The organism is Microcoleus harperi Pol14_C6 (genome assembly GCF_036701295.1).
In the GTDB taxonomy this organism is placed as follows: Bacteria; Cyanobacteriota; Cyanobacteriia; order Cyanobacteriales; family Microcoleaceae; genus Microcoleus.
Window position 1 is genome coordinate 163,470 of sequence record NZ_JAUBQN010000002.1, and the last position, 20,551, is coordinate 184,020.

Below are 20,551 nucleotides of genomic sequence, written 5' to 3' on the forward strand. Positions count from 1 at the left end.
TTTTTAACCCCCGGCGGGCTGTGGCGCTTATCGGCGCAAGAACCAGGCCAATCAACGGGCAACTACGAACCGATAGGAAGCAGTACATTTGGTGTGAAACTTCCGTGCAAACCGTAGGGAATGTGCTGTTTTAAATGCAAGCGCGCTAGGGGCCCTTTGGTGATGTCGCGAGCATCTAAAATTACTAAGGTCGATCGATGATGAGCTGCATCATACATTAAAAGCAGGAGCCAGCCGTCATCCTCAGCAACAGCATCGGGACGGAGAACAAACACTGGTTCCCCCGCAAAACCACGCGGTGCCGCACTCCAAATTTGCCTTTCACCAGTCACGAAATCCATTTTAAGGATAGCTTGCAAAGGGGCATTCCCAGTGGGAGCATCAGCAGCACCAATGTAAAGATATCGGTAAGGTTGTCCGACATTATTGGGATGCAAAGTTGGAAACTCGCAGCACCTAGTTTCAACCACTTGATGATGAACGGTTTGGTCTTGCAAATTTAACTTAAACCGCCACAATTCGCCCGCTGGAACGCTCTCAAAATCAACCTCGCGAAAATCGCCGTCCGCCTCTACAGTGGGAAATGATTCGTAACAAACTGAGTCAACAAAAACTTCGTCTCCTTCTTCCCATGCGTTGCAGTGGTGGAAGACAAAACAAGGTTCAGTTTCTAATATCTTTACCTCGTCAGTGCCGTTGCGGGGAATTAAAATTGCTTGCGTTGGCTTGTTTGGCGAAAATTGAATGCACTGGGAGGCACTCCGCAATCCTAACACGAATGGTAGAGGATTAAATGAGACGGGATTTTGGAAGAATATGCAGTAATTCGGGGTAATTACCATGTCGTGCAGGAAGGCAAAACCCGGTATTGCATGGGCGTGACGATCCAAAAGTTTGCCGCTTTCGTCGAGTTCGTAAATCGTGATGGTACTCGACAAACCGGGCTTGACAGAAAAGTTTACTAATCTGTCACCTTTGCCATTTTTCCCTTTTTCAATTCTGGGGTGGGCGGCGAAGGCTTCACCGGGTTCCAAGATGCCGTCTAGAGTATCTAAGCCGAGTGTTTCTAAAGTGCGGGGGTCGAGTCTGTAGGGCTGTGCTGCTTCCCAAAGTGCTAGCAGTTTGTCGCCCCAATAAATGATGTTGGTGTTGGCAATGTTTTTGATTTTGACATCAAAGATGTTGGCTAGCCAACCCCCTGGCTTCTGTGTGCCGAAAACGCCTCGGTGGAGGATTTTTCCGGCTTTTTGTTCGGCGACATAGCCTTCTGTGCGGACGAATCGGTTGCAGAAATGGGCGCGGCCTTCGGATATTGCGATCGCACAAACCATCCCGTCACCGTCAAACGGGTGGTGGATGCGTTGACCGTTGATATCCAATAATCCGGGCCCGTTGCGAAAGAATGTGCCTTGCAAGTCGGCGGGGATTTCGCCTTCTATGTCGTCAATCCAGTAGTCGGATTCGTTGGGTTGAGATTCGTAACCGCGCTGCCAGTCTGTGCGATCGTATGATGAGTTTGGGGCGGCTGTTTGAGGTTGGGAAAGCTGTAAGTTTTGCATTGGTGTTAGGGAAGCGAAATTTTTAACCGCAGAGGGCGCAGAGAGAAGGAAAATGGGAGAATTTGGAAACACAGTTAAATTCATCCGTGTATCCGTGTCAAAATCCGTGTGGACCTGCCTTTATTTGCTGTCTGCGGTGCGGCTTTTTGACCTTACTGTTGGTACTAAGTCGGGAAAGTATTCGGGCATAAAATGCTGTCCACCTGGCTTGGAACTGCCCATTTCTGGTTCTAATACGGGAAGAGACTTTTGATTGTTTTGATCGCCGCTTTCTGTAGTATCGGCGGGCAGCCAATTTAAGAACGGTAGGGGCAGAAGTGTGGACAGGTTGGTAATGACAATTAGCAGCCAGAGGTTATCGAAATTGCGATCGGTAATTCCTAGCAAGTGCGTCAAAAGTGCACCGCCTTCGTGGGACAAAAGTCCTGCTAAATTTGTGATTGACATTAGCAGCGCAAATAAAGTTGCTTCGACGCCTGGAGGACACAAGCGCGCGGAGAGTACCAGCACTGGCATATAAGCAATTTGTCCGATTACTGTGAGGATCAGGCTGTCTCCGATGCTGAACCATTGATCGTCAATTCCTAAAGCTCGGTTGGCATGAGTTACTAATAATAAAGTAGTCATGCCCAAAGCAGCCGCAAGGACTGTTGACCAGCCAAAAATTACTCGAAATGGAACTGTTTTGAGGAAGCGCTGAAACAGCCAGACCCCGGCTAGGGCTGCAATGCTGGTAACGAGGCGCACTCGGCCGAGAAATTCGGGTTGAAAGCCTAATTCGTTGGTGGTGAAAAAGAAGAAGGCAGAGTCTGAGCTTGGGGTAGCTTGCCAGAGGAAGAGAAAGGCGGTGGGCAGCCAAATTGTTTTTTGGGTAACAGCTTGCCTTAGTTGTTTTAGTTGGTCTTTGACAGTTTCAAAGTCGGTTATTTTGTTGGTTTTTTCTTCGGCAATTAAGAAAGCTGTTGCTGATACAATTAGCGGGAAAGATGCGGTGATTAAAAATATTGTGTGGGTGCTGAATTGTTGCAGCAAGGAACCGCTGAGGTAGGCGGTAATTAGTCCGCCGAGGGCTGAAGCGCCCCAAGACAAGGATTGCAGGGAACCGGCATCTGTAACGGATTCTTTTCTGGCTCTTTCGACTACCAGGGAGTCGGCGATTACGTCGCTGACGGCGAGGGAGAGGGAACTCAGGGCGATCGCGCCTGTAGCTGCCAGCGGTGTGTGTACAATTGTTGCGAGGCTCACCCATGCTAAGGTTCCCAGCAGCCCGGAGAGGACGATGTAAGGGCGTCTGCGGTAGCCGAATATCGGCAAGCCGTCGGACATGAAGCCGAACACGGGTTTGATAATCCAAGGCAGGGCTACGACGCCCAGCATGGCGGAGACTTCTGCCGGACTCATGCCGAGTTCGTCTTTGAGAAAGAAGCTGACGGCTAAGCGGGCTAGTCCGAGAATGCCTTGGACGAAGTAAATCAGTAAGATGGCTATGAGTTCGGGGGTTGGCTCATTCCCAAAGAATACTTTTTCTTTTAAAGATTCTTTGAGTTTGCTGACGCCGGAGGGGGAAACGAGCATTTGAGCAATATTTCTTAATGAATCTCAATATTTATAACACATTCTTAATGAGTTGGGGGAACTGTCGGAGGTAGGAGGCGAGAGTGGCGGGGATTTGGTAAGTGCTATAAGATTGTATTTATCTTGCAATTTAAGCGTGTTTTGTAATAATAAAAACAGAAAAACGCACCGCGCGCGAAGGATGCCAAGCAAGAGAAATAAGAGAAAACTCACAACTGCTATCAGCTCTGTTATATGATTATTGAGCCTAAAAATGTGCCGGAAATTACGGGTTCCAAGTACCCTCAGCAATTCCAATCTGCTGTTGCGGGGAGAGTTAAAAAACGCTTGGGCGATGCTGCCGGATTGCAGAATTTTGGGGTAAATTTGGTGAGACTTGCACCGGGAAGTTGTTCTGCTCTCAGGCACTGGCATACCCGTCAAGATGAGTTAATCTATGTTCTGGAAGGGGAAGTTACTCTGATTGCAAATGCGGGAGAGCAAGTGCTGAAACCTGGTATGGCGGCGGGTTTTCGGGCGGGGGATTCAGATGGGCATCATTTAGTTAACCGCTCGAGTGCAGATGTTGTTTATCTCGAAATTGGCGATCGCACTCCGGGAGATAGTGCCGAATATCCCGATGACGATCTAATTGCGAAAGCTAACGGGAATAGTTGGATTTTTACTCGCAAAAATGGCGAGGTTTATGAGAGTTGAAAATTTATGAGTCAAGTGAATCTTTGGACTTCAGCGGAACACGCTTTGTGGTATCTTGCTAAAGCTGATGGAATTCCTCATCGCACAGAAGGTGAAGCGGTTTTGTTGGAGGAAGTGCCAAAAAATGTTAAGCGAATTCTGGATGTGGGCACGGGAGATGGGCGGTTGTTGGGTCTGCTTAAGTGCGATCGACCAAATGTTGAATGTGTGGCGATAGACTTTTCGCCGACAATGCTGGAAAAAGCCAGAATTCGCTTTGCTGATGACCAGAATATCACGGTAATCGAGTACAATTTTGACGAATCGCTACCGGATTTGGGCACGTTTGATGCGGTTGTTTCTAGTTTTGCGATTCATCACGTAATAGACGATCGCAAACGTTCGCTTTACGCCGAGATTTTCGAGCTTTTGGAACCTGGAGGCATTTTTTGCAATTTGGAGCACGTAGCGTCACCAAGTCCGGCTTTGCATGAGAAATTTCGAGAAGCAATTGGTATTAGCGATTCGCCAGACGATCCGTCTAATAAATTGCTGGATGTAGAAACGCAATTGCGCTGGTTTCGAGAAATCGGTTTTACCGATGCAGACTGTTATTGGAAGTGGCGGGAGCTCGCTTTATTAGTTGGGGTGAAACCAGTCACCCCTGTCAAGGTGGTGCAGAAGGCTCCCTAACGCTTGAAATTTCGTTGCAGCCGCGAACTCGCTCTGATTTTTTTCAATCGCGCGAGACAAAAAATTTTGTTGATTATCGATCCCCAACCGATAGGATGAGGTAAGGTTGATGGATCGCACCTTGACGCAGCCTGGGTGATACCAGTTTAATCGCTTTAATCGCTAAAGAAAACAGTAGTAGATTGCAAAGCCTACGCACTTTTTTTGGGCAACCCAACTGCGAAACTTAATAAAATTGGCAGCGTCATAGATTCTCTGAAGCAATATCGCACTACGCGCGCGATGGAAATCGAGATCGCTTCGCCTAATCCCCGAGAGCCGCGCTAGAGCCAACTCTGCTCACTTAGCATATATAAAAAAAATGGCTACACTCGAAGGTACCCCCAACGACGATGTTTTAATTGGCTTTCCTGGAAGTAACTCGCTCTTTGGCAAACAAGGCGATGATACCCTGTTTGGCGCCGAAGGAGAAGATAAAATCTTTGGCAACCAAGGTAAGGACTACATCTTGGGCAACCAAGCCAATGATACCCTCTACGGCGGCAAAGACAGTGACCTAATTCAAGGCGGCGAAAACGAGGATTGGGTGTTTGGGGATAATGGTAATGATACCCTCGAAGGAGGGCAGGGCAACGATGTTGTGCGCGGCGGCAAAGAAAATGATTTGCTATCTGGAAATGAAGGCAATGATGTCCTATTTGGAGATAGCGGTGCCGATACCTTAAGCGGTGGCGATGGTGACGACCTTTTTGTCATCGGCCGAGTACAAAATAATTCTGTCAATACCGGCAGTTCTACTCTTGCCAATGCTGACTTGATTGCCGACTTTAGCCTGGGTACAGACTTAATAGGACTCGATGGAGGCTTGGAATTTCAAGACTTGAATATCTCTCAAGGAACAGGCGATTTTGCCAGAGATACGATCGTTCGAGATAACGTGACAGGCGAATATCTCGCTATTTTAAAAGATATTACCAGCAGCAGTATCCGAGCCGCCAATTTCACCACCTCACTCACTCCACTTACCTCAACCTCAACCCCCAGTATCTTAGAATTCAGCACCTCTAGCTACAGCGCCTACGAGGGCAAGAGTGGCACTTCCGAAATTGTCGCCACAGTTCAACGCACGGGCAGCAGCGAGGGGGCAGTCAGCGTTCAAGTGGAACTAGATACGTCTTCCACAGCTACTGTTAGCGAAGACTACATTAACAATCTGCCAGTTACTATCAACTTTGCCAGCGGCGAATCCTCCAAAACAGTATCAATTCCCATTGTGGGAGATACGATTGTCGAACCAGACGAACAGATTAAAGTGAAATTGGTTAATCCTGTAGGTAGGGTAACTTTAGGGAGTCAGCAAAATGCCACCTTAACTATTATTAACGATGACATATCAATCCCCAGTCTCTTAGCATTCAGCACCTCTAGCTACAGTGCCAACGAGGGCAACAGGGGCAGTCCCAATCAAGTTGTCGCCACAGTTCAACGCACTGGCAGCACCGAGGGTGCAGTTACCATCCAAGTGGAACTAGATACCTCTTCCACAGCTACTGTTAGCGAAGACTACATTAACAATCTGCCAGTTACTATCAACTTTGCCAGCGGCGAAGAATCTAAAACTGTATCAATTCCTCTTGTGGGAGATACCATATTTGAACCAGACGAACAGATTAATTTGAAATTAGTTAATCCTGTAGGCAGGGGAATTTTAGGAAGTCAGCCTACTGCTACCTTCACTATTATTAACGATGACATCGCGCCAAGGGTCAGCATCGCTGCTATAGATGAGGCAGCAGCAGAAACAGGCAACAATCCAGCCACTTTTCGCATCAGTCGCACTGGTGATGGTAGCGGCAACTTAACAGTCAACCTAGGAATAGACGGTAGTAGCAACAATCCAACTAAACCTAGCGACTACACCCTCAGCGGTGGCGGCGTTTCTGTCAACAATTCAAATGTCAGCGTCACCATCCCGGATGGACAAAATTTTGTAGATGTCAGCCTCACCGCTGTCGATGATATCCAAGCTGAGGCACAGGAGTTGCTGAACCTGAAACTAGCAGATGGGAATTACCAAGTTGATGCTAACCAAAACAATACTACTGTCGCGATCGCAGACAGTGATACCGCAGTTGTCAATAGCAATGACAGCCTGACAGACTACAGTCTGGCAGAAGGTTCGTTTCGACAAGCACTGCTGAATGCTAATGCTTTTGCTGGGAATGATACTATTACTTTCAATCTGCCAGCCGGGGCGCAGACAATCAATCTCACAGGAGTATTGCCTGAGATTAGCAGCGATGTCACTATTACTAATAGCACTGGTTCTAGCAACCTGACAGTGCGGCGGGATACGGACGGATATTACCGGATTTTCAAGGTAAACAGTGGAGTCAGTGCGACTTTTGACGGATTCACCATTGCCAATGGTTTTATAAGTAAGGACGAGGACGGCGGCGGCGGTATCTATAACGACGGTGGCACAGTCAATCTGAGTAACGGATTAACGATCACAAATTGTCTTGCATCTAGCCTGGGCGCCGGTATCTACAACAATGGCGGCACAGTAAATGCGACCAACAGCACTTTCTCAGGCAACGGTTTTGGCCGTTACTATATCTTCCCCAATGAGCCCATCCCCAGTGGTGGTGGCATCCACAATGAGGGCGGCACAGTAAATGTGACTAACAGCATTTTCTCAGACAACTATGGCTACTCAGGTTTCGCAACAACCAGAGGCGGTGCCATCTCAAACAATAGCGGCACAGTAAACGTGACGAACGGCACTTTCTCAGGCAACAGCGCTCAAGAAGGCGGTGGCATCTCTAACAATGGCCCAGGCACATTCAAAGTAGCAAACAGCACTTTCTCAGACAACTTTGGAATCCGTTATACCCTAGCAATGTCGCCATCAGTAGATGGTGGTGCCATCTTTAACCAAGGCGGTACTGTGGAGGTGACAAACAGCACTGTTTCTGGCAACAAAGCGGGCGGTGGCCGTGGTGGCGGCATTCATAACCGTGAGGGTGGCACAGTCAAAGTGACGAACAGCACTCTTTCTGGTAACACAGCGACTGGTCCCCGTAGTGGTTTTGGGTATGGTGCGTTTGGCGGTGGCATTTATAACGATAACGGCACAGTAGAGGTGACCAACAGCACTCTCTCTGGAAACCAAGTAACCAAACCAAGTAGCAGCGGTGCTGGCATCTATAACCAAGCTGGCACGGTAACGCTGACCAACAGCACTCTCTCGGGCAACATAGCAAACCCCTCCACCACCGAATTTGACATCATTGTGCCCCCTGGAAGTGGTGGTGGTATATGGAACGGCGGCACGGTGAATGTCAAAAATACGATCGTCGCTCAGAACATTGCCGCCACTGGCCCTGACGTTTTCGGCAGCTTTGCCAGCGGTGGCTACAACTTAATTGGCGACGGTACTGGCAGCACTGGTTTTACTGGTGTCGGCGATCGAGTTGGCACTGCAGCAGCACCTATTGACCCCCTACTAAACCCCCTGGCAGATAACGGCGGTTCGACTCAGACTGTGGCACTGCAACCGGGTAGTCCCGCTATTAATGGTGGCGACCCAGCTTTTGTTTTAACGTCTGGACCTTTTATCGGTCCTCCCTTCTACGACCAGCGGGGTATCTCTCCTTTTAATCGCGTTAGCGGGGGAATTATTGACATCGGCGCTTTCGAGTCTCCTCTTGTCCCTTAAGGCCTGTAGGATGCGTGGCAATGCCGAGAGATGTCAACTTAAGAGTGACGGCATAACTCAGGCACCGAAAGCCACTCTGTGCGCTTTGGGGGCGATCGAGAATTAAGATTTAGTAGGGTGGGGTGAAACCAGTGGGCCCTGTCAACGCGGTGCAGAAGGCTGCCTAAGGCTTGAAATTTCCTTGCAGTCGCCAGCTCGCTCTGATTTTTTTTAACAGCGCGAGACAAAAAATTTTGTTGATTATCGATCGGCAACCGATAGGATGAGGTAAAGTCGAGCGATCGCACCAGCTACGAGGGCCGGGCGAAACCATTTTAATCGCTAAACAAAACAGTAGTTAATTGCAAAGCCTAGGCCTTTCATTTAGCCAGCTCAACTGCGAAACTTAATAAAGTTGGCAGCGTCATAGATTCTCTGAAGCAATATCGCACTACGCGCGATGAAAATCGCGATTGCTGCGCCTAACCCGCGAGATCCGCGCTAGAGCCACAACCATCACTTAGCATCTCTCAAAAAAATGGCTACACTCGAAGGTACCCCCAACAACGATGTTTTAATTGGCTTTGCTGGAAGTAACTCGCTCTCGGGCAAACAAGGCGATGATACCCTGTTTGGCGCCGAAGGGGACGATCAAATCTTTGGCAACCAAGGTAAGGACTACATCTTGGGCAACCAAGCCAATGATACCCTCTACGGCGGCAAAGACAGTGACCTAATTCAAGGCGGCGAAAACGAGGATTGGGTGTTTGGGGATAACGGTAATGATACCCTCGAAGGAGGGCAGGGCAACGATGTTGTGCGCGGCGGCAAAGAAAATGATTTGCTATCTGGAAATGAAGGCAATGATGTCCTATTTGGAGATAGCGGTGCCGATATTTTAAGCGGTGGCGATGGTGACGACCTTTTTGTCATCGGCCGAGTACAAAATAATTCTGTCAATACCGGCAGTTCTACTCTTGCCAATGCTGACTTGATTGCCGACTTTAGCCTGGGTACAGACTTAATAGGACTCGATGGAGGCTTGGAATTTCAAGACTTGAATATCTCTCAAGGAACAGACGATTTTGCCAGAGATACGATCGTTCGAGATAACGTGACAGGCGAATATCTCGCTATTTTAAAAGATATTACCAGCAGCAGTATCCGAGCCGCCAATTTCACCACCTCACTCACTCCACTTACCTCAACCTCAACCCCCAGTATCTTAGAATTCAGCACCTCTAGCTACAGCGCCTACGAGGGCAAGAGTGGCAGTTCCGAAATTGTCGCCACAGTTCAACGCACGGGCAGCAGCGAGGGGGCAGTCAGCGTTCAAGTGGAACTAGATACACCTTCCACGGCTACTGTTACCGAAGACTACATTAACAATCTGCCAGTTACTATCAACTTTGCCAGCGGCGAATCCTCCAAAACTGTATCAATTCCTATTGTGGGAGATACGATTGTCGAACCAGATGAACAGATTAAAGTGAAATTGGTGAATCCTGTAGGCAGGGTAACTTTAGGAAGTCAGCAAACAGCTAGCTTCACTATTATTAACGAGGACTTTTTGCCAACGGTCAGCATCGCTGCTATAGATGAGGCAGCATCAGAAACAGGCAACAATCCAGCCACTTTTCGCATCAGTCGCACTGGTGAGAGTCGCGGCAACTTAACAGTCAACCTAGCAATAGACGGTAGTAGCAACAATCCCACTAAACCTAGCGACTACACCCTCAGCGGTGGCGGCCTTTCTATCAACAGTTCAAATGTCAGCGTCACCATCCCGGAGGGACAAAATTTTGTAGATGTGAACCTCACCGCTGTCGATGATATCCAAGCTGAGGCACAGGAGACGCTGAAGCTGAAACTAGCAGATGGGAATTACCAAATTGATGCTAACCAAAACAATGCTACTGTCGCGATCGAAGCCAATGATACCGCAGTTGTCAATAGCAATGACAGCCTGACAGACTACAGTCTGGCAGAAGGTTCGTTTCGACAAGCATTGCTGAATGCTAACGCTTTTGCAGGGAATGATACTATTACTTTCAATCTGCCAGCCGGACCGCAGACAATCAATCTCACAGGAGTATTACCTGATATTAGCGGCGATGTCACTATTACTAATAGCACTGGTTCTAGCAACCTGACAGTGCGGCGGGATACGGGCGGAGATTACCGGATTTTCAAGGTAAACAGTGGAGTCAGCGCGACTTTTGACGGATTCACGATCGCCGATGGTTTGATAAGTGACGACGGCGCCGGCATCTATAACGGCGGTGGCACAGTCAATCTGAGTAACAGCACTCTCTCTAACAACACTGCGAAAGATGGCAGCAGCGGTGGTGGCATCTACAACAATGGCGGCACAGTAAATGCGACCAACAGCACTTTCTCTAGCAACCGTTTGAGCTATTTCTTGGACTTCACTTTGAATCCCATCCCCAGTGGTGGTGGCATCCACAATGAGGGCGGCACAGTAAATGTGACTAACAGCATTTTCTCAGGCAACAATGGCTGGGCACCAAGCAGAGGCGGTGCTGTCTCAAACAATAGCGGCACAGTAAACGTGACGAACGGCACTTTCTCAGGCAACAGCGCTACCGCAGGCGGTGGCATCTCCAACAATGGCCCCGGCACAGTCAAAGTAGCAAACAGCACTTTCTCTGACAACGTTGGAGTGCATTTTACCCTAGGGCTTCCGGCATCAGTAGATGGTGCTGCCATCTTTAACCAAGGCGGTACTGTGGAGGTGACAAACAGCACTCTTTCTGGCAACAAAGCGGGCGCTGGCCGTGGTGGCGGCATTCATAACCGTGAGGGTGGGACACTCAAAGTGACGAACAGCACTCTTTCTGGTAACACACTGCAGAGTTTTTTGGTGGGAGATTTGCTTTTGGGCGGTGGCATTTATAACGATAACGGCACAGTAGAGGTGACGAACAGCACTCTCTCTGGAAACGAAGCAACCAGCCAAGGTAGCATGGGTGCTGGCATCTATAACAAAGCTGGCACGGTAACGCTGACCAACAGCACTATCTCCGGCAACAAAGCAAACCCCAACACCGAGAACCCATTCCCGGACGTCCTTCCGGACCGTATAAGTAGCGGTGCTATCTGGAATGGCGGCACGCTGAATGTCAAAAATACGATCGTCGCTCAGAACATTGCCGCCACTAACCCTGACGTTGTCGGCAGCTTCGCCAGCGGTGGCTACAACTTAATTGGCGACGGTACTGGCAGCACTGGTTTTACGGCTGTCGGCGATCGAGTTGGCACTGCAGCAGCACCTATTGACCCCCTACTAAACCCCCTGGCAGATAACGGCGGTTCGACTCAGACTGTGGCACTGCAACCGGGTAGTCCCGCTATTAATGGTGGCGACCCAGCTTTTGTTTTAACGTCTGGACCTTTTATCGGTCCTCCCTTCTACGACCAGCGGGGTATCTCTCCTTTTAATCGCGTTAGCGGGGGAATTATTGACATCGGCGCTTACGAGTTCGAGTCTCCTCTGGTTCCTTAACCCCTGTAGGATGCGTTGCAATGCCGAGATCTGTCAACTTAAGAGTGACGGCATAGCTCACCCACAGAAAGCAACGCTATGGGCTTTGGGGCCGATCGAGAATTAAGATTTAGTAGGGTGCGTGATTCTCAATCATCTCGTTGGGAATTAAAGAACTCATAGTCACGCACCTTACTCAATTAGTCTTGGACGCAGAAACCAGTTTTTTTTAGGAAGAGACTGAACGGTTAATTTTTAACAAGAGTAAAAAAAAACGTTTATAAAGGTATTTATGCGTCCAGGACTATGAATTAAATTAAATCCGGTACTTTAGGTTTAATTCGGCGTTCGTACCAGTTCATTAGCGGGGTGGAAGTAATGCCGTGCAAAACCACAGAAATTATGATTGTTGAAAAAGTGATCCAGGCAATTCTTTCGGCGATTTCGCCTTCCAAACCCTTAGCGAAAGCATAGGTAAGGTAATATATAGAACCGACCCCACGAATGCCGAACCAACCGTAAAGCCAGCGGTTAGCGGGATGCAAAGGACTGCCGATCGTACTTATCCAAGCTCCCACAGGCCGGATTAAAAAAATTAACAATCCAGCTACTAAGAGGGAGTACCCTCCATAGGCTAACATAGGCTCTAGGCGCAAAAGTGAACCTAATAGTAAAATAGTTGCTACTTCCATTAACTTTTCAATGCGCTCGGTAAAGTGCAGTTGGGAAAGCGGTTTTTCTGGGTTGCGATAACTCCGCTGGTCCACAATTCCTGCTACAAAAACTGCGAGAAATCCGTAGCCATTGACTACTTCTGTGAGGGAATATGTGAGCAGAATTGTGCTCAGAGCAATGAAATCTTCCATTAATTGATCGGCGGGTCGATAGCGTTGGAGTTGGCGATCGATCCAGGTGACGGCTTTAGCTACTAAAATTCCCATAACGATACCTGCGGCGATCGCCCAAATCAAGTCAACTGCTACCCACTGCGAAAACCAGTTCGGCCAGTTGTTATCTTTTAGCGCATAAATGCCGAAATAAACAAAGGGAAAAGCTAAAGCATCGTTTAAACCGCCTTCCGATGTTAAACCAAAACGCAATTCATCGTGATCGTCTAGATTAGCTAACTGAACTTCTGAGGCTAAAACTGGATCGGTGGGAGCGAGAATTGCTCCTAATAAAATCGCAGCCCCCCAATCTAATTTCACGAACCAATGACCGATCACAGCCACAGCAAAAATCGAAATTGGCATTAAAAAACCGATCAGCCGCGCTGTGGAATTCCAGGCCCAAAGTTGCAGCGGGCGATTCATTTTTAAGCCGCAACTGAACAGAGAAACAATAACTACAAATTCTGTGAGTCTTTCTAAAAATTGAGCTTCGGGACGCAAGTCAATCAGCTTGACGCCATAAGGCCCTAATCCGATACCGACAATGAGATAAATTAAGGCATAAGATATAGGCAAGCGCGAAATCCATCCCGAACCCAAAGTGACTGTCAGTAGGAGGATGCCAATAACTAGCAAGTTGAGAATGTAATTATCCACAGGAGCGATCGCACTTTTAATCAGGTTGAACAAATGCGATTTTGACACGTAAAAGCTTCTGACGCATCCACCGCCCGCTAGATTCATCTATCCTCCGAAAGTTGCAGTTTTTATGCAAAATGACTAACCATTCACAACTCACAACTACTGACTGCTGACTGCTGGCTACTCACTAATGACTAATGACTGCTGACTAATGACTACTGACTTTTTTCGGTAGCGATGATGTGCAAATCTACGTGTTTGAGCTATCACACTAACTGTTGAGTCAAAGAACCCCGCAGCAGCAAATTCCAGTGGAATTGCTGGCTTTCACCTATCACAATTTGACTAATGCGATACTTTTTAGCTACCTCCGAAATCGCTTTGGCTTAGTGTCATTTACCCGCAAAAATTGCCTCTTAAATTATTGATAAAGTTTCTCACAAGTTTCAACGTGCAAGCTTTCTGCTTTTGTTAAAAATCGGTCTGGATCGTTGACTAATACAGCCTAAAATTGGGCATTCATATAGCTAGCAATCCTCGCGCCCCGCAGCAGCAGTTGCAAGGAATTCGGATAAGTCGAGATGGACATTGAAACTCGTTGGTAAATGTTGCAAAATTGACTTTTTAAAATGGCGGGATCGTCTTAAACATTGTTTGGGACTTCTCCCAGCGGGAGTTCTCGCAAAGCAATTAAATGACTGTTTGGTAGGAATTAGTGGCATTGAAGCGTGCCGCCAAATTAAACAAGTGCCTCCACAACTTCCAGTTTTAATTTTAATATATCCCGCCCAATTTTCGTTAACTTAAAGATTGATTTCAGCCATAACTCAGGGATATTGCCTTAATCGAATTGCGGCGGAAACTTTGGTTTTGGAAATTCGATAGGTAGCAGCGGGTGCTTTGTGGTCGGATAAGGCTGCAACTACGGAAATTCCTGCGGTTTTGGCTAATCCTGAACCTGTGAAAGTTGGGTCAAAATCAGAAGTTTTGGAAAATCCGCTGACGAAGCGAGAACAGGAAATATTACCTTTAGTTGCGGGGAAAAAGCAATCAGGAAATTGCTCAAATATTGTACGTTGATCGGGGTACGGTACGCGTGCACGTGCACGCGATTTTGCAAAAGTTAGAAGTCGCGATCGCACTCAAGCAGCAGTGCTTGCTATTGAGAAAAAATTGGTAGCAGAAGAACTTTTGGCGCTCGAACCTTGATAAGGCGGGTGTTGTACCGGAATTATCGGTTTTTTAAAGGAATTCTTGGCTAAACCCGCCCCTATTAAGATGCCTCTGTTGCAGGTTCATGGGAAATTAGTATTCGTCTTGATTGTTAATTTTACTGATGACATTTAATCTTTAAATTTGCTAAGGTCGATACGCCTTAATTTTCCTACGGTCATCTAACCAAAGGTGTATTATGCCAAATTTTATCAGTTCAGTTTTTAGTTCGATCGCCTTTCTCGACTCTGCCCTTCCCGACACCCAAACTCTCCGCAACGGCATCGCACCGGGGACAGAAGTAATTACCCTTGATGCGGCTGGGGATGGAGTAGCACAAATTACGGAAGTGCTAGCTAGTCGCAGCAATATTAAAAGCATTCATATCCTCTCCCACGGTCGCCCCGCGAGTTTGCTGCTAGGCGCGATCGATCTAAACTTGACAAATTTAAAAACTTATGCTATACAATTGCAGCGTTGGTCGCGATCGCTGGCAGACAGTGGAGAGATTTTGCTTTATGGGTGCGATGTAGCGGCGGGGGAGAAGGGCGCTAACTTTGTGCAGCAACTGAGTCAGCTAACCAAGGCAAAAATTGCTGCTTCTAGATAGCCGATCGGCAGTGCAGCTATGGGCGGAGATTGGGAATTAGATTATACAACGGGAGCGGTGTCATCTGGGCTGGCGATCGACCCAGCCACAATGGCCATCTATCAATTTGTGTTCGGCCTACAATTTTTGGGACTAGGAGTTCCCGCAAATACAACTTTTGGAGGAACTCAGGTAGGTGGACTGTCTGGCCTTACCTACGCGGCCCACAACAGTAAACTTTCAAGTGGTGGGGAATGACAATACTGGTTTATTCAGCGTACCACCCGCGATCAAATCTTGATGACAACTGATTTTTACGTCGGCGGGGGCTGCGATCGGCCGTGCTACTATTAGTTTAAACTTCAGAGACAATGGTGGTATAGCTAACGGCGGTATCGATACTTCGGCTACCCAGACTTTCGTCATTAACGTCACCAACCAGCAACCAGTGGCACAACCAGACACTTACAGCATTCCCCACGATCAGGTATTCAACCTGCCAGCCCCCGGAGTCTTAGCCAATGACGACAACCCCAACGGCGACCCCTTGACGGCCAAACTGGTATCAGTCCCCAACTTTGGCAAGGTCAATTTCAACCCTGATGGTTCCTTCAGCTATACTCCCAATCCCGGTTTTGCAGGCCCAGACAACTTCACCTACAGCGTCAGCAACGGGGCATCGCCGTCTCCCCCCGTTCCAGTGAACCTGAATGTCATTAACCAGCCGGTAGTGGGACAGCCAGATAGTTACAGCATTCCCCACGACAAAGTATTCAATCTGCCAGCCCCCGGAATCTTAGCCAACGACGACAACTTCGACGGCGACCCCCTGACTGCCAAACTGGTATCAGTCCCCAACTTTGGCAAGGTCAATTTCAACGCTGATGGTTCCTTCAGCTATACTCCGAATCCGGGTTTTGCAGGCCCAGACAACTTTACCTACAGCGTCAGCGATGGGGTATTGCCGTCTCCTTCCGTTCCGGTGAACCTGAATGGGCGTTGCTGAATCAAGGTATGAATACTGCTGGAACGGGAACATCCTGAAATTTTAGGTAATGTATTAATACTTTAATAGAGTGCCTGAGCATTTGGGCGCACTTAGAATAACAAAGAGTCTTGCGATGTAGTCTTGCCAGATAATGTCTCAACCTCGTATTTTCCCCTTCTAAGGAGTGTCATATAAGTCTTGCTGATGATGTGATATTCATCAGGAATAAACATCGGATAGACTGGCCATCCATCCGTGACATAAAAATAGCATTTCCAGGCACTTACCGTGTCCCACAACGATTCAAACGTCTCGGAACTATGATCTCCTAATACCCATCCTAAAATTCCTGACCGAAAGTGGTCAACGGCTGTCCACAGCCAGATTTTGTGTTTTTTTTTTCACATAAGTCTGTAATTCATCAAGCTCACCGACTTCTGGCATGACTTCGGGGTCATAAGCATCTGGTAACAGTTTTCCGACTTGTTTTATCCAATTTATTACCGTGGTATGATGAACTCCCTTAACTCGTTCTATCGCCCGTAAACCCATACCATTGACGTACATTTTTAGGCAATCACGTTTGATGCTCTCGCTATAACCTCGATGGGGTTCATACTGATTGATGAATTGACGACCACATTGGACACAAATGTGATTCTGTTTTCCTTTCTTCTTACCGTTTTTACGGATATGGGTTGATTTACATTCGGGGCATTGCATAAATTATTCCTCCTATTCATACTCTAACTCAGCAACGCCAATTCCGACTCCGACACCTGCGGAAACTCCGACCCCAATTCCGACGCCGACACCTGCGGAAACTCCGACCCCAATTCCGACGCCAATTCCGACGCCAATTCCTGCGGAAATTCCGACTCCGACACCTGCGGAAACTCCGACCCCAATTCCTGCGGAAATTCCGACTCCGACACCTGCGGAAACTCCGACCCCAATTCCGACGCCAATTTCGACGCCAATTCCTGCGGAAACTCCGACGCCTGCAAAAACTCCAATTCCGACACCGACGCTAATTCCTGGGGAAATTCCGACACCAATTCCGACGCCAATTCCGATATCTGCGGAAACTCCAATTCGGACGGCTAAACCTGGGGAAACGCCGATCGCCAATCAGAATTCGATCGCCCCAACCACATCTCCAACAACCGAAACCCCCGAACCTGCACTAATTCCTGCTGTTTCGGAAGACTGTATGTGCGATCGAATCACTTTACCCGATCACACTTCCATTTCCGGCCCCAATATCCCTGAAAATATCCTCAACGGTACTGACGGTAAAGATACTCTAACCGGCCGCGAGATTAATGACATCATCAACGGTTTCAAGGGCAGCGACTGGCTAAATGGCTTATTCGGCAACGACAATATTTACGGTGGCCTTGCTAGCCCAGTTACTGTTGGCGCGGATGCAGACAGCGACACTATATTTGGCAACGAAAATAACGACTATCTCATCGGTCACGCTGGGAATGACATTATTTATGGGGGTAAAGATCGTGATGTGGCGATCGCAGGCAAAGATAATGACGTAGTTTGGGGCGACAAAGGCAACGATACCCTACTTGGCGATGAACGTAATGACAGTTTATTTGGCGGCACCTCTGATGCGTCTGAGGGTGACTTGACAGGAAAAGATTTGCTTTTTGGCAATAACGGCAACGACGTTTTGTACGGACAAGAAAGCGAAGATACTCTAAGCGGCGGCAAGGACAACGATACCTTACACGGCGGCAAAAATAACGATATAATTTGCGGTGATTCTGGCAACGATTTGCTGTTTGGAGATTTGGGAAATGACAGCATCTGCGGTGGCGATGGCGAGGATACGATTTTCGGAGATATTGACAATATCGCGACGGATGCTAGCAGTCAACAAGATTATTTGTGCGGCGGCAGCGGGAATAATTTAATTTTTGGTAATCAAGATGCCGATCAATTGTGCGGCGGTGACGGTAGCGATACTCTGTACGGTGGTAAGAGTGATGATAATTTGATTGGGGGAATGGGCAACGACTGGTTGATGGGAGACTTCGGAAACGATACGCTGCAAGGGGGAAGCGGGCGCGATTACTTTTTATTGACTGCGGGTGAAGGCCCCGATGTAATCACTGATTTTACGCAAGGTGAAGATGTATTAATTTTAACGGGAGGGTTAACAGTCGATCGACTCAGCATATTTGAAGAAAACACTACAACTTTTATCCAAATTGCCAACACCAATCAAATCTTAGCTAGCCTCAAGGGTGTGCCAGCTAATCTCATCACTCAACAGGATTTTACAGTAATTGGGTTCCCTGGTTTGTAGATCATATCGCCTCCCTCCGGTTGTATTAGAATAATAACTAATAGGTCGTAATATTAAATGAACCGCTTTTGTCGCGTCTGATGCGAAGGAAAGGAAAGAAGAAGATGCAGTCCTTCTTTGACCCTTTACCCTACAGAATTTATAGATAAGACGACGGTTTCAACCGCGACACAAAGTTTAATCTGCGAAAAATATTTGCTTTGACGAACGTTCTTCACGGACTAAATAATTAATGGGATATCAAAGCCTGATTTGGTATTAGGTAAATAAATAACTGAAGTTCTTACTACAAACCGCACTACTTGTAGGAACGAGTTTTACCAATAATCTTTCCTTTCTCTCGCTCTATGAGACACAACTTAAATCGTTCCTATAACGTCGGCGAATAGTCCTATCGCATTGATTTATCCTATCCTATCCTATCTACAATTAAGCTACCCTGCCTTTTGAAGGCAGGCTAGGGCGATCGGGAGGAGTATGGAATCAAACACAATATTGCTACTACATTTGGGGTAAAGTTGAAACTAATGGTGCGAAATACGCACCCTAAAGTTTTTCGCTTTCCGGCTCTGAGTATTCTTTAAACTGTCAGGAGATTCGGCTCCAAAGTGGCCACTAATTTGAGATTGTACTCATCTTCAAAAAACGGCTTTTTATAATCCAAACTCCACAGTTCTAGAGCGCAATCGTCTTCGGAATTGAGCGGTTGTAGCCGCAAGTGAAACTCTCTAACTTCCGGGCGGTGTTGGCATTTAAAATCAGAAATTGCGCCTATTTGCCGCCTATCTAAAGCCACAGCCAACCGCAGAAAAGGATGCAATTTACTGACTAATTCTCGGTAATTTTTAGGAAGGATGATAAAATTTTCGTGCTTCTTTTTAGGAGGATTCTTCCGGTGATAGCGAGCCAAATTGGCAATTACTTCAATCTCTGTTTCAGTGTAGCCCAATAACTCACCATTGCGAATTAAATAGTAAGAATGCTTGTGGTGCGCTGAATGACTGACGTACAAACCGCAGTTGTGCAGAATCGCGGCAGCCCACAGCAACTCCCGTTCTTCGGTTCCCCAATTGTGTAAAATTCCTTGAGTTTGATCGAAGAAATTGAGCGCAAATGCTGCGGTTCTTTCGCTTTGTTCTAAATTGACTTGATATTTGTTAGCCATGTGCAGAATGCTGCGCTGGCGGATTGAACCTTGATAGCGCAAGCGGTTTTCAATTAAACCGTGGGCCAGCATCCAGTCAACTATTACACCTTCTCTCAGAGATCGATCGCACACAGTCAGCGATTCAATTCCTAATAGTGTCATAGCTTCCTGCAAAATCAAAGCGCCTGCCAGAATAATTTCCGCCCGCTTGTCCGACATTCCTGGAATTGCCAACCTTTCGGCATAAGAAAGTTTGCGAAAGCGATTGACTAAATCGCGTAAATCTTTTAAACTTAACTGATATCCAGCCAGCGGACTCGGAACTGTTCCCAACTTTTCGCGAGCGTTAATAGCAGCCAGAGTTTCGATGGTTCCAGCAGTGCCAATCAAGCGCAAAGTTTCGCCATCATGAAATTGGGTTCGCAATTCGTCGATCGGTCTTTCCAGCGAAATCCGAATATAAGCTTGCAAATAAGCAAACTCCTCCCTGCTAATCGGGTCAGTTTTGACAAATTGTCCTGTTAAGCGAACAGCACCAATTTTTGTACTGGTGAGACAGCGAGGCTCAGAACTGTCTCCTAAAATCAACTCCGTAGAACCGCCCCCAATATCAATAATCACCTGCGACTCATTGTTAAACTCCATCCCCGAAAGGACACCGAGATAAATTCTCCGCGCTTCTTCCTGACCGGAAATTAAACTAACATTCAGGTCTAATTCTTCAGCAACTTGTTTGAGAAAATCCCGCCCATTAGGAGCTTCCCGAACCGCACTCGTAGCCACAGCGATAATTTGTTCGGCATTGAAAGTTTTAGCAATATCTTGAAAACGGCGCAGAGTGGCGATCGCCCTTTCCATAACCTCGGACTTCAAGCACCCTGTTTTTGCCTCGCAATCGCCCAACCGAACCGTATCTTTTTCTCTAGCAATAATCGTAAAGGCGGGCAATTTCGGATCGATGCGCGCCACCACCATGTGAAACGAGTTAGTACCCATATCAATAGCAGCAATAATACGATTTGACTCCGTAGAAGCAAGTGAATTAACCAT

Annotated in this window: 14 protein-coding genes and 2 pseudogenes; 9 read left to right on the forward strand and 7 right to left on the reverse strand. The window is 47.4% G+C overall.

Annotated elements, in window-relative coordinates; translation table 11 throughout:
* Window positions 1-62: 62 nt before the first annotated feature.
* Window positions 63-1,559 carry a carotenoid oxygenase family protein gene (locus QUA27_RS02395; RefSeq protein ID WP_333066111.1) on the reverse strand — a complete coding sequence of 499 codons (1,497 nt, stop codon included), beginning with the start codon at window positions 1,557-1,559 and terminating at the stop codon, window positions 63-65.
* A 120-nt stretch (window positions 1,560-1,679) separates the two neighbouring features.
* Entirely contained in the window at window positions 1,680-3,134 is a 1,455-nt protein-coding gene (locus QUA27_RS02400) for a folate/biopterin family MFS transporter (RefSeq protein ID WP_333066112.1), read from the reverse strand.
* 234 nt (window positions 3,135-3,368) lie between these two features.
* On the opposite strand from QUA27_RS02400, the gene QUA27_RS02405 reads away from it, so the two are divergent.
* The 4 genes from QUA27_RS02405 (at window position 3,369) to QUA27_RS02420 (ending at window position 11,728) form a co-directional block, all read left to right on the forward strand.
* Window positions 3,369-3,830 (forward strand): cupin domain-containing protein, encoded by a 462-nt coding sequence (locus QUA27_RS02405; RefSeq protein WP_333066113.1) that lies wholly within the window; start codon window positions 3,369-3,371, stop codon window positions 3,828-3,830.
* 6 nt (window positions 3,831-3,836) lie between these two features.
* The gene (locus QUA27_RS02410; RefSeq protein ID WP_333066114.1) at window positions 3,837-4,502 is read left to right on the forward strand and encodes a class I SAM-dependent methyltransferase; all 666 of its coding nucleotides are present in this window, start codon (window positions 3,837-3,839) and stop codon (window positions 4,500-4,502) included.
* A 361-nt stretch (window positions 4,503-4,863) separates the two neighbouring features.
* A complete protein-coding gene (locus tag QUA27_RS02415; RefSeq protein ID WP_333066116.1) occupies window positions 4,864-8,223 on the forward strand; it encodes a Calx-beta domain-containing protein in 3,360 nt (1,119 codons plus the stop codon).
* A gap of 517 nt (window positions 8,224-8,740) precedes the next feature.
* Window positions 8,741-11,728 carry a choice-of-anchor Q domain-containing protein gene (locus QUA27_RS02420; RefSeq protein WP_333066118.1) on the forward strand — a complete coding sequence of 996 codons (2,988 nt, stop codon included), beginning with the start codon at window positions 8,741-8,743 and terminating at the stop codon, window positions 11,726-11,728.
* 290 nt (window positions 11,729-12,018) lie between these two features.
* Here the strand turns inward: QUA27_RS02420 and QUA27_RS02425 are convergent, their stop codons facing one another.
* On the reverse strand, window positions 12,019-13,341 hold the full coding sequence (locus QUA27_RS02425; protein WP_333066119.1) for a cation:proton antiporter: 1,323 nt from the start codon (window positions 13,339-13,341) through the stop codon (window positions 12,019-12,021).
* Between the two features lie 798 nt (window positions 13,342-14,139).
* Between QUA27_RS02425 and QUA27_RS02430 the strand changes: the two genes are divergently transcribed.
* The 3 genes and pseudogenes from QUA27_RS02430 to QUA27_RS02440 all read left to right on the forward strand — a co-directional run bounded on the left by QUA27_RS02430 (window position 14,140) and on the right by QUA27_RS02440 (window position 15,298).
* Window positions 14,140-14,319, forward strand: a complete 180-nt coding sequence (locus QUA27_RS02430) for a hypothetical protein (RefSeq protein WP_333066120.1) — start codon at window positions 14,140-14,142, stop codon at window positions 14,317-14,319.
* Window positions 14,309-14,419 carry a hypothetical protein gene (locus QUA27_RS02435; protein WP_333066121.1) on the forward strand — a complete coding sequence of 37 codons (111 nt, stop codon included), beginning with the start codon at window positions 14,309-14,311 and terminating at the stop codon, window positions 14,417-14,419. Before QUA27_RS02430 ends, QUA27_RS02435 begins: the two co-directional genes overlap by 11 nt.
* Before the next feature lie 231 nt (window positions 14,420-14,650).
* A pseudogene (locus QUA27_RS02440) lies at window positions 14,651-15,298 on the forward strand (DUF4347 domain-containing protein).
* Here QUA27_RS02440 and QUA27_RS02445 read toward each other — a convergent pair.
* The gene (locus QUA27_RS02445; RefSeq protein WP_333066122.1) at window positions 15,281-15,466 is read right to left on the reverse strand and encodes a hypothetical protein; all 186 of its coding nucleotides are present in this window, start codon (window positions 15,464-15,466) and stop codon (window positions 15,281-15,283) included. The pseudogene QUA27_RS02440 and the gene QUA27_RS02445 overlap by 18 nt on opposite strands.
* Here QUA27_RS02445 and QUA27_RS02450 point away from each other — a divergent pair.
* Window positions 15,465-16,046 carry an Ig-like domain-containing protein gene (locus QUA27_RS02450; RefSeq protein ID WP_445251464.1) on the forward strand — a complete coding sequence of 194 codons (582 nt, stop codon included), beginning with the start codon at window positions 15,465-15,467 and terminating at the stop codon, window positions 16,044-16,046. The genes QUA27_RS02445 and QUA27_RS02450 overlap by 2 nt on opposite strands.
* Window position 16,047: 1 nt before the next feature.
* On the opposite strand, the pseudogene QUA27_RS02455 reads toward QUA27_RS02450, so the two are convergent.
* Window positions 16,048-16,751: pseudogene (locus tag QUA27_RS02455) on the reverse strand (IS1 family transposase).
* A gap of 12 nt (window positions 16,752-16,763) precedes the next feature.
* A complete protein-coding gene (locus QUA27_RS02460; RefSeq protein WP_333066124.1) occupies window positions 16,764-17,159 on the reverse strand; it encodes a hypothetical protein in 396 nt (131 codons plus the stop codon).
* 82 nt (window positions 17,160-17,241) lie between these two features.
* Between QUA27_RS02460 and QUA27_RS02465 the strand changes: the two genes are divergently transcribed.
* On the forward strand, window positions 17,242-18,354 hold the full coding sequence (locus QUA27_RS02465; protein WP_333066126.1) for a calcium-binding protein: 1,113 nt from the start codon (window positions 17,242-17,244) through the stop codon (window positions 18,352-18,354).
* A 580-nt stretch (window positions 18,355-18,934) separates the two neighbouring features.
* Here the strand turns inward: QUA27_RS02465 and QUA27_RS02470 are convergent.
* The gene (locus QUA27_RS02470) at window positions 18,935-20,551 is read right to left on the reverse strand and encodes a Ppx/GppA phosphatase family protein (protein ID WP_333066128.1); all 1,617 of its coding nucleotides are present in this window, start codon (window positions 20,549-20,551) and stop codon (window positions 18,935-18,937) included.